This is a genomic window from Candidatus Pelagisphaera phototrophica (genome assembly GCF_014529625.1).
GTDB classification, from domain to species: Bacteria; Verrucomicrobiota; Verrucomicrobiia; order Opitutales; family Opitutaceae; genus Pelagisphaera; species Pelagisphaera phototrophica.
This window is the reverse complement of the sequence record NZ_CP076039.1, coordinates 1,426,619-1,447,112: the sequence shown is the minus strand read 5'-3', so window position 1 is coordinate 1,447,112 and position 20,494 is coordinate 1,426,619. Positions and strand designations below refer to the sequence as shown.

Sequence of the window (20,494 nt, the reverse complement as noted above, 5' to 3'; positions counted from 1 at the left end):
TTAATGGTTGTGGTTCAAGCAATCCTGAATGCGTGGATCGCGAATCGGTATGATCTTCGTTTTCAGGAAACTCGACCAGTAGGCCCAAAGTAAAACTCCCCCGGCTCCAGCAACTCCTGAAATGTACCAAATGATATTATGAAAACTTGAGAACAATTGAAATGGCTCGCCATGCGAGTCCTTCAAAGACGGAAGAATGTTGAAGAAAACATCCAGCAGGTTCATGCACAGCAACCAGGTAGCCATGAAAGTCATAGACTTGAAATTCGTTTTGAGCGGGAACTGGAGCATATAGAGAAACGGGAATAGAAAATAACCGAAGATCAAAATCATGGAGATCGGCCACCAAATCCCCTGCTCGCGATCGTTAAACCAGAAAGTCTCTTCCGGAATGTTGGCATTCCAGATCAGGAAATACTGGGAAAAGGTAATGTAAGCCCAAAATACTGTAAACGCAAAGGCTAGAGTGGCCACGTCATGTAAATGCTTCGTATTCAGAATTCCTTTCAAAGGACCCTTCGCGACCAAGAACGCGCATGTTAGAAGCATCACCGCTAACGCCGCACGCATAGCACTCGCGAAAATCCATACACCGAACATAGTGGAAAACCAGTGGTACTCAAGGCCCATAATCCAATCGAAAGCCGCGGAGGTCCAAGTTAGGGCAACCAGAATGAGTCCCGCGGCAGCGTGTTTGCGGCTCGAAAAGGTGTGATTAGGGGAACCGTCCTCATCCTGCGTGAACGAGTTTTTCCGAAACGCTCGAGCAAAATAGGTCCAGACCGCAAAACAGAAAACAGCTCGAAACCAGAAAAAAGTCTCCGACAGCCACCAAGTCTTCTTTTGGTAAAGTATATCTGTGCTCACGGTACCATGACCATGAAGAGGCGCATCCTGATTCATCCATAACCAAAGCACCCCTTGATCCTTGCCCATATAGGTAATAATGAAAAGGGGGATAAAGAGAAATCCCATGTATGGTAGGGCAGAAATGTAGTGCTCCGCCTGCCGTCTCACGATAACGGACCACTCTGCATCGAAAATATGGTGGATCATCACCAGGAACAGCATCCCGACAGCGATGGATGTGATGAAAATCAACCCGATGAGATACGACCATACCGCTAGTTGCGTATCAACAAAGAAGCCGACAAACGAAATGGTCAGTCCAACGACTCCGATCGCCAGCCACTTTTTTGGCTTAGGTGAAAAATCTTCGCTCATAGTCCGAGCTCCTCTCGCTTAGCAGGCGTCAAATCATCAACAGTGCCGTTTGCGGCCCGCTGTAAAGCACGGACGTAAAGGACAACGTTCCAGCGATCTTCGACCGTGAGACGGTCCGCGTATCCAAGCATAAGCCCTTTACCGTTCTTAACCACGTCGTAAAGCTGCCCATCCGTGTAGTCTACCAATCGCTGTTCTGTGAGGTTCGCTACCGTCAGCATGCCATATTTTTTAGTCATACTGTCTCCATCCCCTGCCGCACCATGACAAATCGAACAGTATATATTAAATCGATCCTCACCGCGTGAAATCGAGTCATAGTCGACCCCAATAGGAAACCCACTGCCGAATTCTTCACCGCTTTCCCCCGTGCTATAGTATTCGTTTTCGTAGTATGTACCTCGAGCAACTGTTCCGTCAACTGGGAGCCGATCGGTACGGCCATCCGCGAAGAAAGCGCTTTTCGCTTGGGGTTGGTACTTTGGCATCCGATCCATGTCTGAAAATACTTCCAGTGGTGGTCGAGTTGAAACCTCACCTCGTGGACCGAGAATCGCTAACACCCCGATGACACCAAGAATAAATACTAGAAAAACGTATCGCATCGAAATTATTCCTCCAACTCCCCGACTTCAACTGGTCCGAGATCGTTAAGGAAAGAGCGTGTCTTCTCCCCGTCGAATTGCGGATCTTCATTTTCGATGTATAGAAAGAACTTGTCGTCCGAGCTGGCGGCAACGTCCTTGTACTTTAAAACCGGATGATGGTGCCTCGGCAGCTTATTCAAAATGAACATGCCTCCAATGGAAGCAAAGGCAGAAAACAGAATGGTTAGCTCGTAAGAGACAGGAAATGCAAACTGCGGGCTGAAATACGGTTTGCCGCCAACGATGAGCTTGTAGCCTTCCATATAAGGAAGACTGAGTTCTGATGCTCCCGTGAACCAAATCATCAACATTCCCGTTGTAAGTCCAATGGTGCCACCAACGATGGTGAATCGTCCTACTAGAGACCTCTTGATTCCCATAGCTGGATCCATCCCGTGGATCGGAAACGGCGTGATAACGTCCCAGTTTTTGTAGCCAGCATCTCTCACCTTCTCTGCCGCATGCATGATGTCGGCAGGGGTATCGAATTTAGCGATAAGTCCGTGTTGATTAACCATTGTCGGAGGAATTCGCTTTCAACTAATGTTTGTGAGGGTCCGCCTGTGGAGTGACGGCCTTTATTTCCGCCATCGCCATAAGTGGCAGGAAGCGAAGGAATAGGAGGAAGAGAACAGAGAACACTCCGAACGTCCCCACGTAAGTGAAAATGTCGATGATTGTGGGCGAATAGTAACCCCAGCTCGATGGCAAGAAGTCGCGAGTCAATGTCGTGACGGCAATCACGAACCGCTCAAACCACATGCCGATGTTGACAAAAATCGTAATGATCCAAACCAAGGCCGTATTTTCGCGAATCTTCTTAAACCAGAAGAATTGAGGCGAAAGCACATTGCAGGAGATCATTATCCAATAAGCCCAGGCGTAGTTTCCAAAGGCACGGTTGACGAAGGCGAAAATCTCGAAGTCATTCGCTCCGTATGCCGCTATGAAGAACTCCATACCGTAGGCGTATCCCACCATCGTACCGGTGGCCAAGATGATCTTGGTCATACAGTCGATATGATACTGTGTAATCAGATCCTCCAGACGGTAGATCGCTCGCAAAGGCAGCATAAGCGTCAATACCATGCCAAAGCCCGAGAAAATAGCACCAGCAACGAAGTACGGCGGAAAGATAGTCGTGTGCCATCCGGGCAAAAGAGAAATCGCAAAGTCAAACGATACGATCGTGTGAACCGAAAGTACCAGTGGCGTCGATAGTCCCGCCAAAATCAAATAGCACATTTCATAGTTGCTCCACTGGCGATTTGATCCCCGCCACCCCATCGCAAAGATTCCGTAGAGAACCTGACGGATCTTGTTCTTCGCGCGGTCGCGCACACTCGCCAAATCAGGAATCAATCCAACGTACCAGAAAAGGACCGATACCGTACCATAAGTTGACACCGCAAAAACGTCCCACAGAAGTGCCGACCGAAAGTTAGGCCAGATTGCGTTTGCATTCGGTATAGGGAAAAGGAACCAAGCCATCCACACACGTCCTACGTGGAATACCGGGAAGATGCCCGCGCAAACCACCGCGAAAATCGTCATCGCCTCGGCCGCTCGATTAATAGAAGTCCGCCACTTTTGGCGAAGGAGGCAGAGGATCGCGGAAATAAGAGTACCCGCGTGACCAATACCGATCCAGAAAACAAAGTTTACAATCGCCCATCCCCAGTTTGCGGGATTTGCCAGTCCCCAAACACCTGTTCCAGTGGCGACCAAGTAGACGAGCCCGATCACTGTGAACGAAGCCGTCGCACAAGCCATAATGAAACAAACCCACCACCAGGTAGGCGTTTTCTCTTCAACGATTCCACAGATCTTGTCGGTTATCCAATTAAAGCCCCGGTTGTTGTCGACAAGAGCGGGACGCGGGATATCGACCGGATCAACTTCTTGGAGAATAGCCGGCTTAACTTCGTCGGAAATAGGATGTGAGCTAGCCATTAGTGCGACCCTCCTGTCTCTGAATGGGCATCCTCGTAACCGTGGTCGTTGTGTGAATCATACCCGCCCTTTTTCTTTGGCTTCGTCGCCTTGTATTCCGCCTTAGCCAACGGTTGATCATAGTAATCCGGCATGTCTGGGTTCGGGTTTCGCAGTTTTGCGAGATAGGTCGTACGTGGACGAGCATTGGTGTATCCAAGAACCGCGTAGTTACGCTCGTTAGCCTGTAGCTCTGAAACCTTGCTGTTAGGATCACTAACATCCCCAAATTCGATCGCATCCATCGGACAAACCTGCTGACAGGCTACCTTGATCGTTCCGTCAGGAATCCGAATGTCGTTGCTATCACTAGCTTTTACTTTCTGGGCGATCTTCGCTTGCTGGATACGCTGTACGCAATAGGTGCACTTTTCCATCACACCACGCATGCGAACCGAAACATCTGGATTCTGGGCCATCTGGACCAATTCCGGCATCCCCTTTGGTGCTAACGGTCCTTCGTACAGTCGGTCCAAAGGACGCTGCTGGTAATCCATAAAATTGAAGCGACGCACTTTGTACGGACAGTTGTTCGCACAGTAGCGAGTTCCAATACAGCGATTGTAAGCCATCGTGTTGAGGCCGTCTTCATCGTGTACCGTCGCATTGACCGGACAAACCGTTTCGCAAGGCGCGGTTTCACAATGCATGCAGCCAATCGGCTGGAGTGAAACTTGCGGATCCTCCGGAATCGCTGCTAGATCGAGCTGCCTTTCTCCATGGCTATCTAAAATCGGATTTCCGTCTTTGTCGCGCTTGACATCGCTCGAAGAGAAGTAGCGATCCAACCGGATCCAGTGCATTTCCCGACCGCGACGTACTTGGTCTCTCCCTACGATTGGAATATTATTTTCACTTTGGCAGGCAACGACGCAGGCATTACAACCCGAGCAGACGTTCAAGTCGATCGACATTCCCCACTGATGGATACCGGTGTGGTTGGGATGCTCGTAAGCGGATCCTCCACGAGGAGTGGACATCGAACGCTCCTGTACAGACATCCCCTTGTCCTTCCCGAGTACGGGAGGCGAGTGGCTTTCCATACCCATCTTGTCCACCCAATGCGGATCCGACGCGTAGTCGTCGATATTGGACTCGCGAATGATCGCCCGACCTTCCATCGACCAGTGTTCTTGTGTATTCGCGAGCTGGATGACTTCACCGGTCAGCTCGATCGAAGCACCGGAAGCGAAATGAGCGGTATCCGATGTCCTTACTGAGTAGGAACTGTAGCCAGAATTGGTACCCACTCTACCCGTACGGGCACGACCGTAGCCAAGAGGAAGAATGATCGAATAATTATCTAGGCCTGGAAGGATCTGAATGCCTCCTGTAACCTCGCGCCCTCCCACCGAAACCTTGCCAGCAGGAGAGTAAGACCGTCCGTCTTTGACTACGTTTGGATTCTTGCGGGTGATTTGCAGCAATGAATCCGCTGCCACGATGTCCAGCTCATTGGCTAGTCGCGGGCTTACGTAAATAGCGTTATCCCACGTCATCTTCGTCATGGGATCCGGACACTCTTGAAGCCATCCGTTGTTCAAATAACGCCCATCATCAACGCAAGAGTCTACCGTGAATACGACTTCTAAATTATCTTTACCAGTCGGCGAAACCGGAGCTTCCGCATCTGCAAGTACATTCGCCAGTTTCATTCCTGAAATTAGGGACCGGTTCACTTTGAAACCCGAATCGCTCAGGAAGCCGTCGTGGAGGAACTTGTCGAATGCCCGTTTCCCACTGGAACCAATATTCTGAAAAGTTCCGTAAACAAGACTATGCCCATCTACGTTCTCTTCACCAACTAATCGTCCCAGCATCTCAATCTCCGAGATGCCATCGAACAGAGGCAAGATCATTGGCTGCTGGGTGAGGATATCACCATTGTAAGTACGGCCATCCCCCCAAGCCTCTAGGTAGTGGGACTGAACAAAGTGGTAATTGGATTTCTCGGACGTTTCATCGTCGTAGTAACCCAGTCGAAGAACCGATTCAACCTTCCCTAGCTTAGGACCAAAATCAAGATCAGCGGGCGCGTTGTAGACCGGATTACCGCCAGCGATAATCAACGTTTCAATCGAACCGGAGTCAATTGCCTCGCTCAGTTTCTGGATGCTTGCTGAATTATCCTCTTCAACTTCAACCAACTTGAGCGTCTTGCCCAGATTTCCAAGTTTCTCGTTGATCAGCAACGCGATCCCCTGAGCTTCCTTGCTCAATTGCGGTCCAGCGTAGACCACACTTTTGCCTTTGAAGTGGTCTAAGTCGACCATGGCCCCGCTGATCCATTCTCTCGTTTCCGAATCGAGGCCACTAGCAAGTTTCTCAAAGATCGGCTGCAAGGCTTCGCCTTCCACTCCAAGATTGATTTCGAGCGCCGCCGCCGCGAGTAAAGCCGTCATATGGCTGCTTGCAAGACGCTTGCGGTGATCCGCCATCGCTCCGGTCATGCTGAAACCGCTTTCTGCAACATACAACCGATTCATTTGATCTTCCGCTGAACGCACCCGTCGGCCATCGGCAAACTGCTTGCTCAGACTAAGGCTCCCTGGATTGTCTCCTAGAAAATCACCCTCAACGCTGAGAATGCGCTCTGCGTCCGTAAGGTCATACTTCGGCTCGAGATTGGCGCCGGCAATTAAAGCTGCTGCTTCCTTCGAGTTTTCTGTCACAACCGGCTCATACTCAGACCAAATCGCATTAGGATAGGCCTTTAAAAAGGCCTTCTTCAGGCGGAGGCGAGTGGGTGACGAGGACTTTTCGGTTAAAACGCCGACGCCTTTTCCTTTGGAAGTGTTAAACGCTCCATTTAAATTCTTGAGGGTATCGAGTGCTTCCTCTTTTGAAAGGTTCGCACCGTCTTTGGTGTAGCGGGTCGAGCGATCAGGATCGTAGAGCTCGAGCAATGAGGCCTGGGCTTTGAGACTGGTTCCGCCGCTGTAGCCCCTGTAATCGGAGTTTCCCTCGATTTTTGTGGGGCGACCCGCGTGAGTCTCGACGAGCAAAGGGATCCCTTCACCCCGCAGAGAAAATTGGGACGCATAGTAAAGCGGCTGGCCCGGCACCTGGTACTCGGGAGCCTTCGAATGCGGCAAAATATAGGACTCCGGACGACGACAGCCGGTAAAGCCTACTCCGCCCAAGGCGAAAGATGCGGCCATTATCTTGAAGAAATGACGGCGGTCGACCTCGTTCATCTCCGATGCCTCGGGGCCGAATTCACGGTGTACTTGCTCGATGAATTCAGGAGACTGGGACAACTCGTCAAGGCTTCGCCAGTAGCGAGGCCCCGTTTGCTCTGCCATAGTAGAAGGTGTGGAATTAATCGGTTTCATCGGTGGCAGCCTGAGCAACTTTGAGGCGGGTTAATGTTCCACTCTTCGACAAACTTCAAGCCATCTTCGATCTGGCCTTTCTTGCCGCCCGGGTGCACCCAATCGAGATTGGTAACCAGGTCGACAGGACGAATATGCTCTTCTGGATTGCGGTGACAATCCAAGCACCAACCCATGCTGAGGGGCTGGTCATGGGTCACGACTTCCATCTCGTTCACCTTACCGTGGCATTCCACACAAGAAACACCACGGTTTACGTGTACCGCGTGATTAAAATAAACATAGTCCGGTGCTTCATGGACGCGAACCCAAGGAATCGGGTCCCCCGATGCGTAGCTCGCCCTAATTGGCTCCAGCAACTCGCTATCGGTTTTTATCTGACTATGACAGGACATACAGGTGCCCGCAGACGGGACGTTAGCGTGACCGGACTCCTCAACTTTGCTATGGCAATACCGGCAATCCAACCCAAGTTGACCCACATGAAAACTGTGATCGTAGGGTACGGGTTGCGCTGGCTGGTAGCCAACACGCGTGTAGTTTGGAGTTGCGTAGTATGTTACTCCAGAAACAACGGCCGCCGCTAATATAAATACAAAGACAATTATCTTTAAAGGAAGCGCGTTAGACCACTTTGGAAACACTCTTGACATGACGTGATATTCTTTGTCGCTCTATTTTTTAAGAGAGGCGGTCTAGACTGATCCCGATTCGCTTCTCGAAATTGCGTTAGGATCGCTTTGCAGATTGAAGGCGGTCGCGATTTTATCTGGATTCGATGGTTTTGACCGCTTTCGACTTAGCTGTGTTGGCAGTGCCACTAATCCTGAAATAGCAGCCAGCGATCTTAAAATAAATGATTTGCGGTAATTTTCGGAACTCACTGTTTGGAGGATGGTCAATTTAAGCATCGGGAGTGAAGGAAAGCCTGTTCAAATAGCAAATAAAATTAGCGAGTTGCGGCTTCAGTTTTGAAAGTTATTAGAACGGCCTTTGAATCGGAATTGAGAATCTAATAAAAAGCCATTAGTTGGAACGGGTCTCTCGGATGCTACAGCCCACCGCATCGGGATCGATTGATCAGATAAACTGTCCGTCCTGCATCCTCAGAATCCGATCACACTTCTCGGCCAGGTCGGGATTATGAGTGACTATCAAAACAGCTTGACCTTTCTCTTTTGCAAGACGAGTTAGCGACTCGAACACCATTAGCGAGTTTTTAACATCCAAGTTGCCGGTCGGCTCATCCGCGAGTAACACACCTGGCGTATTTGCCAATGACCGGGCGATCGCAACTCTCTGCTGCTCGCCTCCAGAAAGCTGGGAAGGCAAGCGATGTGTCTTATCGCCAAGCCCGACTTCATTTAACAAAGCATGGGCCCGCGATTTCATCTCTTTCGGATTGAGCCGCCCTAGCTTCCGCATCGGCAACATCACGTTTTCCAATGCACTAAACTCAGGCAACAGGAAGTGAAACTGGAATACAAACCCGACATTTTCTCCACGGATCCGCGTGTGCTCTCCATCATTGTTTGGCGGCACTTCCTCCCCTTGGATCAAAATAGAGCCCGAGTCCTGCAAATCCAACAGCCCAAGAAGATAAAGCAAAGTGCTCTTTCCACAACCCGAGGGCCCGACAATCGCTGAGACCTCGCCGCGATAGAGCTTCAAGTTCACCCCCCGCAGCACATGCACTTGAGTCTCGCCCTCCCCAAGGTGCTTGTGGAGCTCGCGACATTCCAGAGCGACTTCCTTTTGCCCTCCCACTTCAATCTCACTCATGCCGCCGTTCCCCTAATAACGTCTCCCGGCACAAGTTTCCCCGCTTTGCGGGAAGGAGCGAAACAGGCAATCATCACAATAATAATCGCCGCGATCACCGCTTGGACATAGTGCCATGCCGTCGAATTGACCACAAAGTACTCAGTGGCGAAAATTCCTGAAAGGGGCATCGGCAGATAGGAAATAGCAAAGGTAATAAGGTAACCCATTCCACAACCAAGAATCGTGCCACAGATTAGAACGATCACCCCCTGCCAAAGAAAAATATTCGAAATGTCATTACGGGTGTAGCCCATAGAGCGGAGAATCGCGATCTCTCGAGTCTTATCCATGACGATCATGAACAACGTGCTGAACATACCCAGTCCTGAAATGATAATTATCGTCGAAACAGTAATCGCTGCCGAAATCTGTAGGGTTTTAAACAGCTGCATCCATGACTTTTCCCTCTCCTGCCAAGGAGCCGAGAAATGCTTGGCAACCCGCTCGATCACCTCCGCATCCACCATGGCGTGATCCCTGTCATAGATGCTAACCTGAATGAAGCTGACCCCGTGCGGCTTCTTTAATAGCGATCGGGCCGCGCTCAGGTGCATAAATACACGGGTCTTATCGATGTCCGATACCCCTGTCTCGAAAATCGCAGTGATTCTATACCTTCGCTGCTGATCCACTGCCCGAATGATAATCGAGTCACCCACCGTCACATCCAGGCGTGCCGCCATCTTGTGCCCCATAATGATTCCCGTGGGGGAGCCCCTGAAATCCTCTATTGACCCCAACTGAATCTGGTCCTCAAGGGCGGAAACCGCAATATGCTCGTCAACCATTATACCGTAAATTTGACCATTGTCTTTTCGAAGAGGACTCTGCAGTTGGATACTCCCCTTGATCACCGGAGACGCCGCTTCGAAATTTTCCAATTCACTGATGGCTTCAATTACGCTATCAGGATGCTCGATACCCTCGACAAAACGCCGGTTGTTCTTGTCGGTGATGAAGAAATTCGTGCTGGTGTTTTTCGTTGTTGAAGCAGCCACAAAGACATTCGCGTCTTGGATGCGATCTTCAATTCTTATCGCTCCATCGGTTCCAAGGATAGTTTCGATAAACAGCTCCTGATAACCGCTCAGTTGAGCTTGGGTCGAAATGAAAAAGCCTACTCCAAAAACAATTCCTGCCAAGCTCATCAACATCGAGCGTTTTTTAGCGAGCAAGAACCGGATAGCTATTCTGATTGTGGGTGACATTACGGTGTATTTCCAAAATACTGAAAAGACGGATAAGAAGCCATTGCGCGATTCCTTTAACCACAAGATAATTTTGATCCAAGAGCAGAAGGAACCCAACTAAACAAATGATTAGCTATTTGGTTCTCCAATTAAGATTTCTTTTTCTAGGTCTAGCTGAGAGACTAGGGCCGAAAAAAGAAAAGGTTCCAGCAGTTCCATCTCCAAGACTCAGATATCGAGTACACGGATCGACAGAGCCTCATGGCTATATTGAAGTGGGAAGACTGTCATGGGGAAGTATCGAGAAAATTCTGGCCAACCTCAATCGTCCGATCGATGGATTTGAAAACATACTCGATTTTGGATGTGGAACCGGCCGCGTCCTACGCAATATAACAAACAGCGATAAAACAAACCTATGGGGCATTGATATCGACTCCGCTGCGATACGCTGGTGTCAGAAGCGTCTTCACGGTGCTCGATTTGGGCATATAGATCCCAATCCTCCTACATGTTTCAATAGGGAATCGTTCGATCTGATATTCTCAATTTCTGTTTTCACCCATCTCGATGAACGTCGCCAAAACCAATGGCTGGAAGAAATGAGCCGCCTGCTTCAGCCTGGCGGGATCCTCATTGCTTCGGTCCATGGTGAACACCATCGAGAGCTCCATTCCCGGGAGCTCGACATGATGAGTGGATTTGTTTTCAATGACTCCAAGCGACGATTCTTCAAGAAGGACGGTTTGCCTCAGTTCTATCAAGACGCTCACCATACAAAGCAGTACGTCCTGGAAAACTGGTCACGATTTTTCACCATCATTGACTATGTCGAAAGAGGCATCGTCGATCACCATGACGCTGTAGTACTCACCAAAAAGCGCTCCAACTAACGCCAACTTGATTCGCCCACCTTCGACTACCCTGCTGAAAGCGAACTGGAAAGCTGGAACACTGCAGAGATGATCCCAAACGCGATCATCCCAACCATCGCAAATACGCCAAGCAATACGCCCGTTGAGATAAATCCAAGAAGCGTCTTAACAAACTTGTCTATCATCTCTGAATACTGGCGAGACATCTGCCTAAGCCCGGGTACGACATCCCCTGTATTTTCTCCCACGGTAAATACGTCCAGAGCCATATCTTCGAAATACCCGGTCGACTTAAACGCGGTCGAAAGGGCAACCCCTTCGACCACCTTCGTGCGCGCTTCAGAAAAGGTGCTACGCATGGAATAATTCGAAAGCGACCGCTCCGCCATGGCCAGACCTTGGACCATGATGATTCCGTTTTCCAACAAAAGGGAAAGCGTTTGCGTGAATTGCAGGATTTGAGTATCCCTCACGATTCGCCCTGCTCCAGGAATGCGGAGAAGTAAGGCGTCGAACTTGAAACGGCCGGCAGGGGATTTGCGCCAGGAAACCAGCATCGTAACGACAAGGGCAATCCCTATTGCCGCGATCCAGCCGTAGTTGAGAAGTCCATCAGCAGTTGCTATCAGAATCTTCGTCGATGCAGGTAAATTACCCCCCAAAGACGCCAGCAATCCTTCAATACGAGGAAGCAAACTAAACAGGAAAAGAAACACTAGACCAATAGCAACAAGTATCAGAAAGCAAGGATAGGACAAAGCAGCGACGAGCTTGCCTCGAATCGCTTTTTGCTCCTCCATGCTTTCCACAATTCGCGTAAGCACGTTCTTCAGGTTTCCGGTCGCCTCGCCTGCCTCAACTAGACTAACAACGCTTTCATGAAAGACTTTTGGCTGCTTCCTAAAGGCCTCCGACAAGGAACGACCCTGACTCAGTTCATCCCACAGATTGGTAGCCAATAGTTTCTGTTGAGGATCACTCAAACGGGTACTCATCATCCTTAACGCATCCGCAGACTGAATACCGCAATTAAGCAATTCACGAATGCCAGTCAAAAACGGGAGTGCCACACTTCGGTTCAGAGCCTTCACCTTTGGCTTAGAGCTATTCGATCTAAACAGGGAGCTAAACCCAGATAAGCCCACTTTCCCCACCCGCAACTCATTAGTCTCATTTACCGACAACGGCCTAAGCTTCTGTGCAGTCAACTTCTGCAGCGCCACTTTTCGATTCACGGCATCAATTGACCCTCTTACAGACTCGCCGTTTAGATCTTTTGCACTGTAGGTGAAACTTGGCATGGACTAAATCATAAATGCAGAAGGAAGATAGACATTTTTTAAAGCAAACTATCCTTCTTTAACGGAAATCGTACGTACGACTTCGTCCAAAGTAGTCAGATTTTTCAGGGCGAGATTCCATCCGGACTCTCCCAGTGTGACCAAACCGCCTTTGCGGCCGATCTCACGCATTAGCGGTGCCGCCTCACGATTCACGATAGGATCATGCAAAGCCTCCGTAACTCTTAAGATCTCGTAAATCCCAATTCTCCCTTTGTAACCAATATTCCGGCACCGTTCACAACCCTTTGACACGGGCAATTCGACAACACCATCCATCGCTGAATCTGGCATATCCAATACACGGAGGGAATCCAATACAACCGTTCGTTCAAACGGTTTCAATTCGTAGCAATCCTGACAAAGCCTCCGCAAGAGTCGCTGCCCTATAACAAGCTCCACACCGGATGCGATGAGAAAAGGCTCAATACCCATATCCGTCAATCGCGTGATCGCCCCTGCTGAGTCATTCGTATGGAGCGTGCTGAAAACAAGGTGCCCCGTAAGGGAGGCTCGAATCGCGATGTCTGCCGTTTCCCGGTCGCGAATTTCCCCCACCATAATGACGTTCGGGTCTTGTCTCAAGACGTGCCTTAGTGCCTCGGCAAACCCAAAGCCAATCTCTTGTTTGACTTGAATCTGATTCACCCCCGGAACCTCATACTCGATGGGATCCTCAACCGTGATGATGCGACGGTCTTCGGAATTGATTTTCCGAATAAACGCGTTGAGCGATGTCGACTTACCAGAGCCCGTCGGACCCGTCACCAAAATAATGCCGTGGGGTAGTCCAAGCACGCGGTCCACTTTCTGCTGATCCGCATCCGACATGCCGAGTTGCTGAAGGCTCAGAGGAGAGCTCTTTTTGTTCAGCAAACGCAAACTGATGCTCTCGCCATACATCACCGGCATGGTTGATAGGCGGATGTCCAAAGTAGTATCCGCCGTTTTCAGATTGATTCTTCCATCCTGAGGGAGGCGACGCTCAGAAATATTGAGCTTCGCCATAATCTTCAGTCGGGAGACGATCGCGTCCTGGAACTTTCTGAGATTGTCAGGAACCGGAACGGAGACTAGCAGCCCATCAATCCGATAGCGAATGCGAAGCTCGTCTTCCATGGGCTCGAAATGGATGTCAGTCGCTCCATCTTCAACGGCTTGGTGGAACACCTCGTTGACAAAGCGAATGATCGCAGCGTCCTCATCCTCTTCTTCCGCGACTTCAGCGGAGACTAGATCATCATCTATATCAAACGACTCGTCTAAACTTTCAGCGCCTACCCCTAAATTTTGCGTAATAAATTTAGAAATACGGTCCGGATTTGCCAATCTCCAAATGGGGCGCTGACCGCAGGTCGCGTACACCCAGTCATCCATAATACCTTCAACCGGCCAACCGGTCGCGAGGGCTAATTGGTCCTCCTCCCAGTCCCCATCCAATAGCTTGATAGGAACGCAATGAAACTCGTGCAGAATGCGAAGTGGAATCGCGCTCAATCGATCGAGATCAAAATGCTCATGGGAAACAACCGCCATTCCAGTCTCATCTCCCAGCCGATCAACCATTTCGCTCAGGTTATTATTCTGCCAATCGGCGAGTTGCTCGAGCCGTTCCGAGCGTCTCAATCCTTCCAACTCGGTCAGTTGATCCTGGCTCAGTTTGAGTGTATCCAAAAAATTTAGCTCAGCAACCGTCATTACTGGTTTCCGTCATTTATAATATTGCTGCGGAGTGCCCGGCGACGGCGGATTTCTTCAGCGACTCGCTGCATTCGTTCGCGAACCTCTTCATCACTAGCAGCTTCCATGTTCTGATTTCCATTCGGCGTCGGTCTCCTCACCGGAACGGCAGGAGTTGGCTGCACATTCTCTGCCGCCCGCTGCGGAGACTGCCGAGGCGTTTCCTTGAGAGTGATAATGTCGGCGTCTTTAAGACTCAACTGCTTGGTTAAACCATTCTGCCGAATCCAGATCGTTTCTTCTCCCGGTTTTCCACCGGTATCGTAATTAACCAGGCTAAACCCGTCCTCTCCCAATTCGTCCTTGGTGAGCCGATAACTCTTCTTGGTTTTGGGAGCGTAAACACTTACCCATGCAGTCCCACCAATTTCGATAATGCCTCGAAATTCGATAGAATCCAAGGCGGTCGCCGGAGCTGCTTTCGGGGGAGCTGCTACGGGCTTTTTAGCCGAAGGCGGAGCAAAGGGTGACCGAGGTTCGCTATCCTGAGCGTGAACCAACCCCCCAAAAAAAAGGAAAGCTAGCAAGACCCCTACTTTTACCGCCATGTTCATTATCAATTCCTTACCGTTTGTAAGGTTTTCTGGCAACGGAATCTTTCGACTCTTTCTTTTTGGAATTCGAATCCTTCGTTGTGTCTTTAGTGAGGTCAAATCGGCCTTTATCTAAAAACTCTCCGAGCTTACTGTCCATTGGATGGCCCAGCATCTTTTCCCGTGCGTCTAAATCCGCCTCATCGGAATCGCGGATGACTTTGGGACGGATAAAGACAAGTAGCTCTCTTTTCTCATAATCGGTTCCCCGGCTGCGAAAAACATTTCCAAAAATGGGAATATCGCCGAGTACTGCCATCTTGTTGAGTGTTTTCGTTTCCTTGCTTCGCTGCATACCGCCAAGCACCACCAAACCATTGCTTTTAACGCTCACAAACGAAACCATCTGACGTCGACCGATAATGGGCTGCTGGTTTCCATTAATTTCGACAGATCCATCAATGTCATTCACCGATTGATCGATTTCCAGCTGAATGATGTCATTCGGTCCGATTAGCGGTTTCACTTTCAGCTCAATGGCGATATCCTGGTACTGAACCGTCTCCCGAACCGACGTACTCAGCGTATTGTCGGTTGTCGTGCCCGTTACAATCGGACGTTGCTGGCCGACAGTGAAGGTCGCTTCCTGATTATGCGTGGTCAGCAATGTCGGTATTGAGAGGATACGGACGTTGCTATTCGTTTGAGCAGCAGACAGAATTGCATCGAAACTCAGGTTAGAAATTATACCGGTCGTTGCATCCAAATTAAATGACACGTTGTTCGCACCGATCCCCAAAATGTCCAGGCCTTGCAGGTTCGTTATATTGGGCTCACCCGCCACTTCGTTTTGAACATATGAGCCTGTGATTTGATCCATTCCTCGATTCGAATCTTTATCTAAGTTCACCTCAGCAATGATCACTTCAATCCGTACCTGTGGGAGCAATACATCGATTTTCGCAATCAGCTCTGTCATCAAGTCCAAATCACTTCGAGTACCTGAAATTATCAGTGAGTTGCTTCGCTCGTCTGCCTCGATCGTCATGAATTCGCTGAATTGGCTGTCCCGCTCTTCCAAAGTCGTATTGACGGCATTCCTTACCTGCTGCTGCAAAGGCTGATTTTGCTGCAACAGTTGACGACCATTCTGACTTACGCTCTGGTTGCCTCTCTGATTTTGTTGCTGCGTGTTCTGGTTGGCATTAGCCTGAGACCGGTCACCTGTTTCTGCGGAAGTGGAGCCACTGACAAAACTGCTTAACAGTCCCGCGACTTCCGTTGCTTGAGCATGGTTTAGGATGATAACCTCGATACGCGTGGCAGGGTCAGACTTGATATCCAGCTTTTCGATTATCTCGTCGAAAAACACGATATTCGACGGTTCCGTCATTATAATGATCTGATTCGTGCGATCATCAGAGGCGATCGCCGTATTTGATCCAAACAGGATTTGGCTAGGAATGGCGCCCTCTCCCGCCGGTGCCGCATTTACCGTGGGGCGAGCAGGTTGGGCCCCACCGTTTTGACCTCCCCTAGTTTGGTTTCGGTTGTTAGCGTTCGATTCAGAATTAGACTGTTCCCCGAAATTTGCCCTCGCAGCATCAATGAGGCTCTGTATTTGCTCCGCCACTTCACTGGCTTGAGCGTATTGCAAAGTGTAGAACTCTGTCTTCACATTGAGACGACTCGGCTTATCTACTTCAGAGACCACATATTCCAGCCGCTGCAGATTGCTAATCGTATCCGTCACCAGCACCGCATTTGAATTCTGAAACGGAATAATCGTGCTAAATCCAGGGCTCAGGAATTGCTGTATTTGGGACTGGAAAGTCTGGGAATCCAGATACTGCAAGCGAAACAGCTTACTCACTACCTTCCCGCTCGGTTGACGATCTAAAAGCGTTTCCACTTCCAACTCAGGGGCTTCGGTCCGAATTGTGTTGATCGATACTACTTTGAGAAATTTGTCCCCAAGAGGAGTCACCCCAATGCCATTGATACTCAGCAAGCTTTCAATTGCCAGAATCGCTTCACCAAGGGTCATATCTCCGCGACTGTCGAACGTGAACTCCGGAGTAGGCAATGCTTGAGGGCGGATAACAGACCTACCCGTCAAGGTCTCCAGAGAATGGAGAACGCTCACTAGCGGCTCTCCTCGCCAGAGGATTCTAACGGGATCGTCTTCCGCCGCATTCACCACAGGGGCATTCGCGTCCTGGGCCAGTCCGAGAGGGGACAGCGTTTCCCAGGTAAACATGAGAGCCAAGGTGACAAAATTCGCTTTTCGTATCCAATAATTCATGGTGTATATTCGATGGATTTCAATTCTAGCTTCACATCGAGAAATTCCGGTGTCCGCCGCTGGGCTTGAATCGTAATTTGACGCAGACTGACATAAGGTAAATTCGTTTTAATCTCATTCGTAAATTCGATGAGCCGGTTGTAGTTCGCTTTCCCAAGATCTATGGTGAAGGTGTGAAAGGTCAGCGGATTGCCTGCACTTGATTTAGGAGAATTGATTTTGAAGTCTCCAAAACCGTACTTTCGAATCAGATCGTCTATACGAGCATTGACCTCATTCACTGAGGGAAGTTCGCCTAAATTGATATCCTGGATTAAACTATTGTAATCCTCTTCCGTAATCGCTTGCTGCTCCAGGTAATCCCCCTGGTTTTTAGCGGCACTGTTAGCGACCCTAATCTCAAAACGAGCGGTGCCATGCCTTTCGATTTGGAACGAAAACCACACTCCTAGCAAAGCCCCGACGAATAAAACAGTCAGCGCTTTCTCCCGCATCGATAGTCGAAAGAAACGGACGCGCAAAAAAGCGACCCAATACTGGAAGTCGTTTTTGATACTTGAACTAACCATTGTTCGCGACCTCCTCAATCACGCTTCTACTTGCAAAAGAACCGGTCTTAAAATAGAAAAACGCCGTAAACGTTGTTCCACCAGGACCGCTCTGGATATTTTCCAGCTCCACGGTATCAATTTTAACAAAACGCTCCAACCTTGCCTTAAACTGATTAACCTGACCATTGCTCGTCGCATTCGCAAAGACTTTGAGGCTATTGGTTCCGTTGGTTTCGACTTTCGTAAACCAGACCGCATCCGTCAAAAATGGTTGTATAGCCACTAGCATGTCGAAAGGCACCAAGTCCGAGTCCTGAAAACTCAAAAGTTCGTTGATCGTTGTTTGCTGGGAGATGATGCGCTCCACAATCGGAGCCTGCTCAGCATTCCAGTCTTCGCGCAAGTTCAGATAGCCACGCTCTCCAAACCACAACAGCTCTCCAAATACTAAAAGTGCGAGAGCGGCCGCGACTGCGAGAACCACTCTCCATACGAGAACATTGCGCTGCTCCTCCTGTTTCGCCTGTTCAACGCTCTCTGGATCTCGCAGATCCATATTCCACAGAACTTTACGTTCTACCTGAACCGCAATCGACTTCCCCGCTTCCGTAGCTTGAAACTCAAATTTTTTCTGTTCAATCGTGATATTCGTAATTGTATTCCAGATACGCGGGCTCTCTTCACCTATGCGATCTTTTAAACGCTCTGTGACAACCTCCAAATCCCCGCTGGCGGGCCGAACGGCTCCATCTCCATCTAAATTCCTGGGAAAGGACTCAAAGTAGCACGGTATCTCCGACAGGTCGTCGAACTCGAAGTAGCTGATTGACGAATCAGAAACCAGCAACAGAGGAGACCCTTCTTCGCCTTTTCCAGCCAGAACCCCTACACTAAATTCCGGAATCACCACTTCCTGCTTGGACCATTCAGACATCTCAGTACTGTCGAACGACCGCCTGTATCCAGAATATATATAGGCATATCGCGTGGCGTTATCAACGCAAAACCCAAACTGAAGATGCTCCAAGGGAAAGGGCGACATGCCTTCCAACTGAAGCTGCAAATAGCTCTCCCGTTCACTATCTTCAACATCCTCGGGGATTCCCACTCTACGACAGAAAAAAACATGCCCTGGCGCAGCAGAGACCTGCATCGTCATCAATCTATCGTTTTCTGGATTGGTCGGTGTATCTGGCACAACTGTAAACTTGTCGGTCAAGTGGGATTGGCGTTATTTATACCGGGCTCTTCCCTAAGCTCAAGGAAAACGAACGGATATTCGAGATCCCCGGTTTCACCATTTTCTGTGGTTTCAGTATCCGTACTGAATGTTCCAATCAAACTGTACGAACTTCCTTTTTCCTGCACTGTCACTTTCACTGTTAAGACACTGATTTGTTGCGTAATCGGAACACCCCGCTCGATTTCGCCAATGACATCAGTCATTTCACCCGCATTGGCGAAGTAGTTGTCATCCGATGTCCCCGACTCCCCATCAAGACCTGCCAAATAGTCCTGGATAGTCTCAACCTGGATTTCGTTCAATCCCGCCAAGGACTGGAGAGCAAGCGGAGATGCGGAGTTTACGTTCAATTGCAGCACGGGATGGTACGTTACCACTTCGGACAATCGTTTAAAATTGTCATTGGGAAATCCATTCTCGTCGAAGAAATGGTCCTTAAATCCGATCACCGAGGAAAGTTCATCCAAAGAGCGGAGCGGTCCATTGGCCGGGTGCATCTCTAATTCGGTCGTGCTGTACTCTCTCGACTCCGCTCCATCTATTCGGGCGTCGTCGTCCTCGTCGATCCAATCGAGTAGCATGTTCGTCAAAGTCTGGCTCACATCCAAATCAAAGTCCATTTCGTCAAACAGCAGAAAGAGCGACCCTTCATCCAGCTCGTTGATACTGAGTTTCGAAGACTCGTCTATGAACTCGAAGGTCACATTCATTCCTTCCGGAATCTCAATCTTCGAGTAGTCAATCGGATCACCCCATCCTTGGGCCGGAGCGTAAATGGCTTCGTCTATCACTTTCACATCCGCCAGTACCGCAACCGCAACTTCGAGCATCGACCAAGCTTGGAGCCTTAAACGTGTTCGCTCGACATAGTAGCCCTCGCCTTGGACCTCGACCTGGGCTCGCTCGACGAATTTTGTCAACACGTAGCTCAAGACAATGATTAGCACCAACACCATCAGCAAAATGGAGCCCTTTTTAGAATGGCATCGGTTTGAATCCAGACGGCGCATCATCAGAAAAAGGGAACCCCGTCGAAAAAGACAGGCAGCACGATCTGTCGCTTTTCTTCTCTGCCTTCGTATTCGAAGGTTATTTCAATTCGCTGCGGCAAGAGAAACTGGCCATCTGCTTCCTTATTGGGATCGTCTTCAATTTCCCATTCCGCTTCCTCATCCTCAGCGTCTAGATAAAAGTATTTTATTTCCGTGACGAAAGGTGAGATGAGCGTTTTGCGCGGTTCTTCCTCTTCAAAGCCTGTTTCAAGCCGCGACCGCCAAAGCAAATAGAGCCCATCCTCCCCGTCCAGCTCTAGCGAGCAGACAACATGCGGCAAGGGCATTTCCGGCCAAACCAGCACACCCGGGCTTTTGTCTAGTTCGAACGTTAGAAATTGCTCATTCTCATAGGCCCGACCTCCACGACTTGACCAATAGACAGGGGTCTGCGCTCCGCCCGCAGGCGTCTTCCAGCCGGATTTTTGTATGGACTGTTCCAAAAATCTGGATACGCCTCGCACGTGTTTCTGAAATAGCCAAACGTTTGCCCCTTTACCCCACAGCTCTCCTAGGGCGAACACAAATGCGGTCGCCGCGACCAGCAAGGCGGAACCCATGAACACCGCAAACATCACCTCAAGCAAAGTGAATCCTTTGCTCGAACGGAGAGATCGGTTTCGCTGTTTTGTTGGACTCATGC

17 protein-coding genes are annotated in these 20,494 nt (G+C 49.6%); 1 reads left to right on the top strand and 16 read right to left on the bottom strand.

The genetic code is table 11. The annotated features are described in order from the left end of the window. The 8 genes from GA004_RS06290 to GA004_RS06255 form a co-directional block, all read right to left on the bottom strand. Positions 1-1,224, bottom strand: coding sequence for a hypothetical protein (locus GA004_RS06290; RefSeq protein WP_283396463.1), 1,224 nt, complete (start codon positions 1,222-1,224; stop codon positions 1-3). Then, positions 1,221-1,829 carry a c-type cytochrome gene (locus GA004_RS06285; protein ID WP_283396461.1) on the bottom strand — a complete coding sequence of 203 codons (609 nt, stop codon included), beginning with the start codon at positions 1,827-1,829 and terminating at the stop codon, positions 1,221-1,223. The genes GA004_RS06290 and GA004_RS06285 overlap by 4 nt, the downstream gene beginning before the upstream one ends. 5 nt (positions 1,830-1,834) lie before the next feature. Continuing rightward, the gene (locus GA004_RS06280) at positions 1,835-2,389 is read right to left on the bottom strand and encodes a DUF3341 domain-containing protein (RefSeq protein ID WP_283396460.1); all 555 of its coding nucleotides are present in this window, start codon (positions 2,387-2,389) and stop codon (positions 1,835-1,837) included. Positions 2,390-2,411: 22 nt separating this feature from the next. After that, a complete protein-coding gene (gene nrfD / locus GA004_RS06275; protein WP_283396459.1) occupies positions 2,412-3,824 on the bottom strand; it encodes an NrfD/PsrC family molybdoenzyme membrane anchor subunit in 1,413 nt (470 codons plus the stop codon). Further along, entirely contained in the window at positions 3,824-7,198 is a 3,375-nt protein-coding gene (locus GA004_RS06270; protein ID WP_283396458.1) for a TAT-variant-translocated molybdopterin oxidoreductase, read from the bottom strand. Before GA004_RS06270 ends, nrfD begins: the two co-directional genes overlap by 1 nt. Beyond that, positions 7,195-7,851: a cytochrome c3 family protein gene (locus GA004_RS06265; protein ID WP_283396457.1), complete on the bottom strand. Its 657-nt coding sequence runs from the start codon at positions 7,849-7,851 to the stop codon at positions 7,195-7,197. The genes GA004_RS06270 and GA004_RS06265 overlap by 4 nt, the downstream gene beginning before the upstream one ends. A gap of 427 nt (positions 7,852-8,278) precedes the next feature. Then, complete coding sequence (locus GA004_RS06260; RefSeq protein WP_283396456.1) at positions 8,279-8,980, bottom strand: ABC transporter ATP-binding protein; 702 nt, start codon at positions 8,978-8,980, stop codon at positions 8,279-8,281. Next, positions 8,977-10,230, bottom strand: a complete 1,254-nt coding sequence (locus tag GA004_RS06255; protein ID WP_283396455.1) for an ABC transporter permease — start codon at positions 10,228-10,230, stop codon at positions 8,977-8,979. The genes GA004_RS06260 and GA004_RS06255 overlap by 4 nt, the downstream gene beginning before the upstream one ends. A 107-nt stretch (positions 10,231-10,337) precedes the next feature. Between GA004_RS06255 and GA004_RS06250 the strand changes: the two genes are divergently transcribed. Continuing rightward, complete coding sequence (locus tag GA004_RS06250; protein WP_283396454.1) at positions 10,338-11,105, top strand: class I SAM-dependent methyltransferase; 768 nt, start codon at positions 10,338-10,340, stop codon at positions 11,103-11,105. Positions 11,106-11,131: 26 nt separating this feature from the next. Here GA004_RS06250 and GA004_RS06245 read toward each other — a convergent pair whose 3' ends face one another. From GA004_RS06245 to GA004_RS06210, 8 genes are read right to left on the bottom strand one after another with little or no spacing between them, the layout of a single operon-like run. Beyond that, positions 11,132-12,388 carry a type II secretion system F family protein gene (locus tag GA004_RS06245; RefSeq protein ID WP_283396453.1) on the bottom strand — a complete coding sequence of 419 codons (1,257 nt, stop codon included), beginning with the start codon at positions 12,386-12,388 and terminating at the stop codon, positions 11,132-11,134. A 48-nt stretch (positions 12,389-12,436) separates the two neighbouring features. Further along, positions 12,437-14,125 carry a GspE/PulE family protein gene (locus tag GA004_RS06240; protein ID WP_283396452.1) on the bottom strand — a complete coding sequence of 563 codons (1,689 nt, stop codon included), beginning with the start codon at positions 14,123-14,125 and terminating at the stop codon, positions 12,437-12,439. Next, entirely contained in the window at positions 14,125-14,715 is a 591-nt protein-coding gene (locus GA004_RS06235; protein ID WP_283396451.1) for a hypothetical protein, read from the bottom strand. Before GA004_RS06235 ends, GA004_RS06240 begins: the two co-directional genes overlap by 1 nt. A 16-nt stretch (positions 14,716-14,731) precedes the next feature. Then, positions 14,732-17,005: a secretin N-terminal domain-containing protein gene (locus tag GA004_RS06230; RefSeq protein ID WP_283396450.1), complete on the bottom strand. Its 2,274-nt coding sequence runs from the start codon at positions 17,003-17,005 to the stop codon at positions 14,732-14,734. Further along, complete coding sequence (locus GA004_RS06225; protein WP_283396449.1) at positions 17,002-17,574, bottom strand: hypothetical protein; 573 nt, start codon at positions 17,572-17,574, stop codon at positions 17,002-17,004. Before GA004_RS06225 ends, GA004_RS06230 begins: the two co-directional genes overlap by 4 nt. Continuing rightward, on the bottom strand, positions 17,567-18,775 hold the full coding sequence (locus GA004_RS06220; protein ID WP_283396448.1) for a hypothetical protein: 1,209 nt from the start codon (positions 18,773-18,775) through the stop codon (positions 17,567-17,569). Before GA004_RS06220 ends, GA004_RS06225 begins: the two co-directional genes overlap by 8 nt. Then, positions 18,772-19,812, bottom strand: coding sequence for a type II secretion system minor pseudopilin (locus GA004_RS06215; protein ID WP_283396447.1), 1,041 nt, complete (start codon positions 19,810-19,812; stop codon positions 18,772-18,774). The genes GA004_RS06220 and GA004_RS06215 overlap by 4 nt, the downstream gene beginning before the upstream one ends. Further along, positions 19,812-20,492: a PilW family protein gene (locus GA004_RS06210; protein ID WP_283396446.1), complete on the bottom strand. Its 681-nt coding sequence runs from the start codon at positions 20,490-20,492 to the stop codon at positions 19,812-19,814. Before GA004_RS06210 ends, GA004_RS06215 begins: the two co-directional genes overlap by 1 nt. Positions 20,493-20,494: the final 2 nt, after the last annotated feature.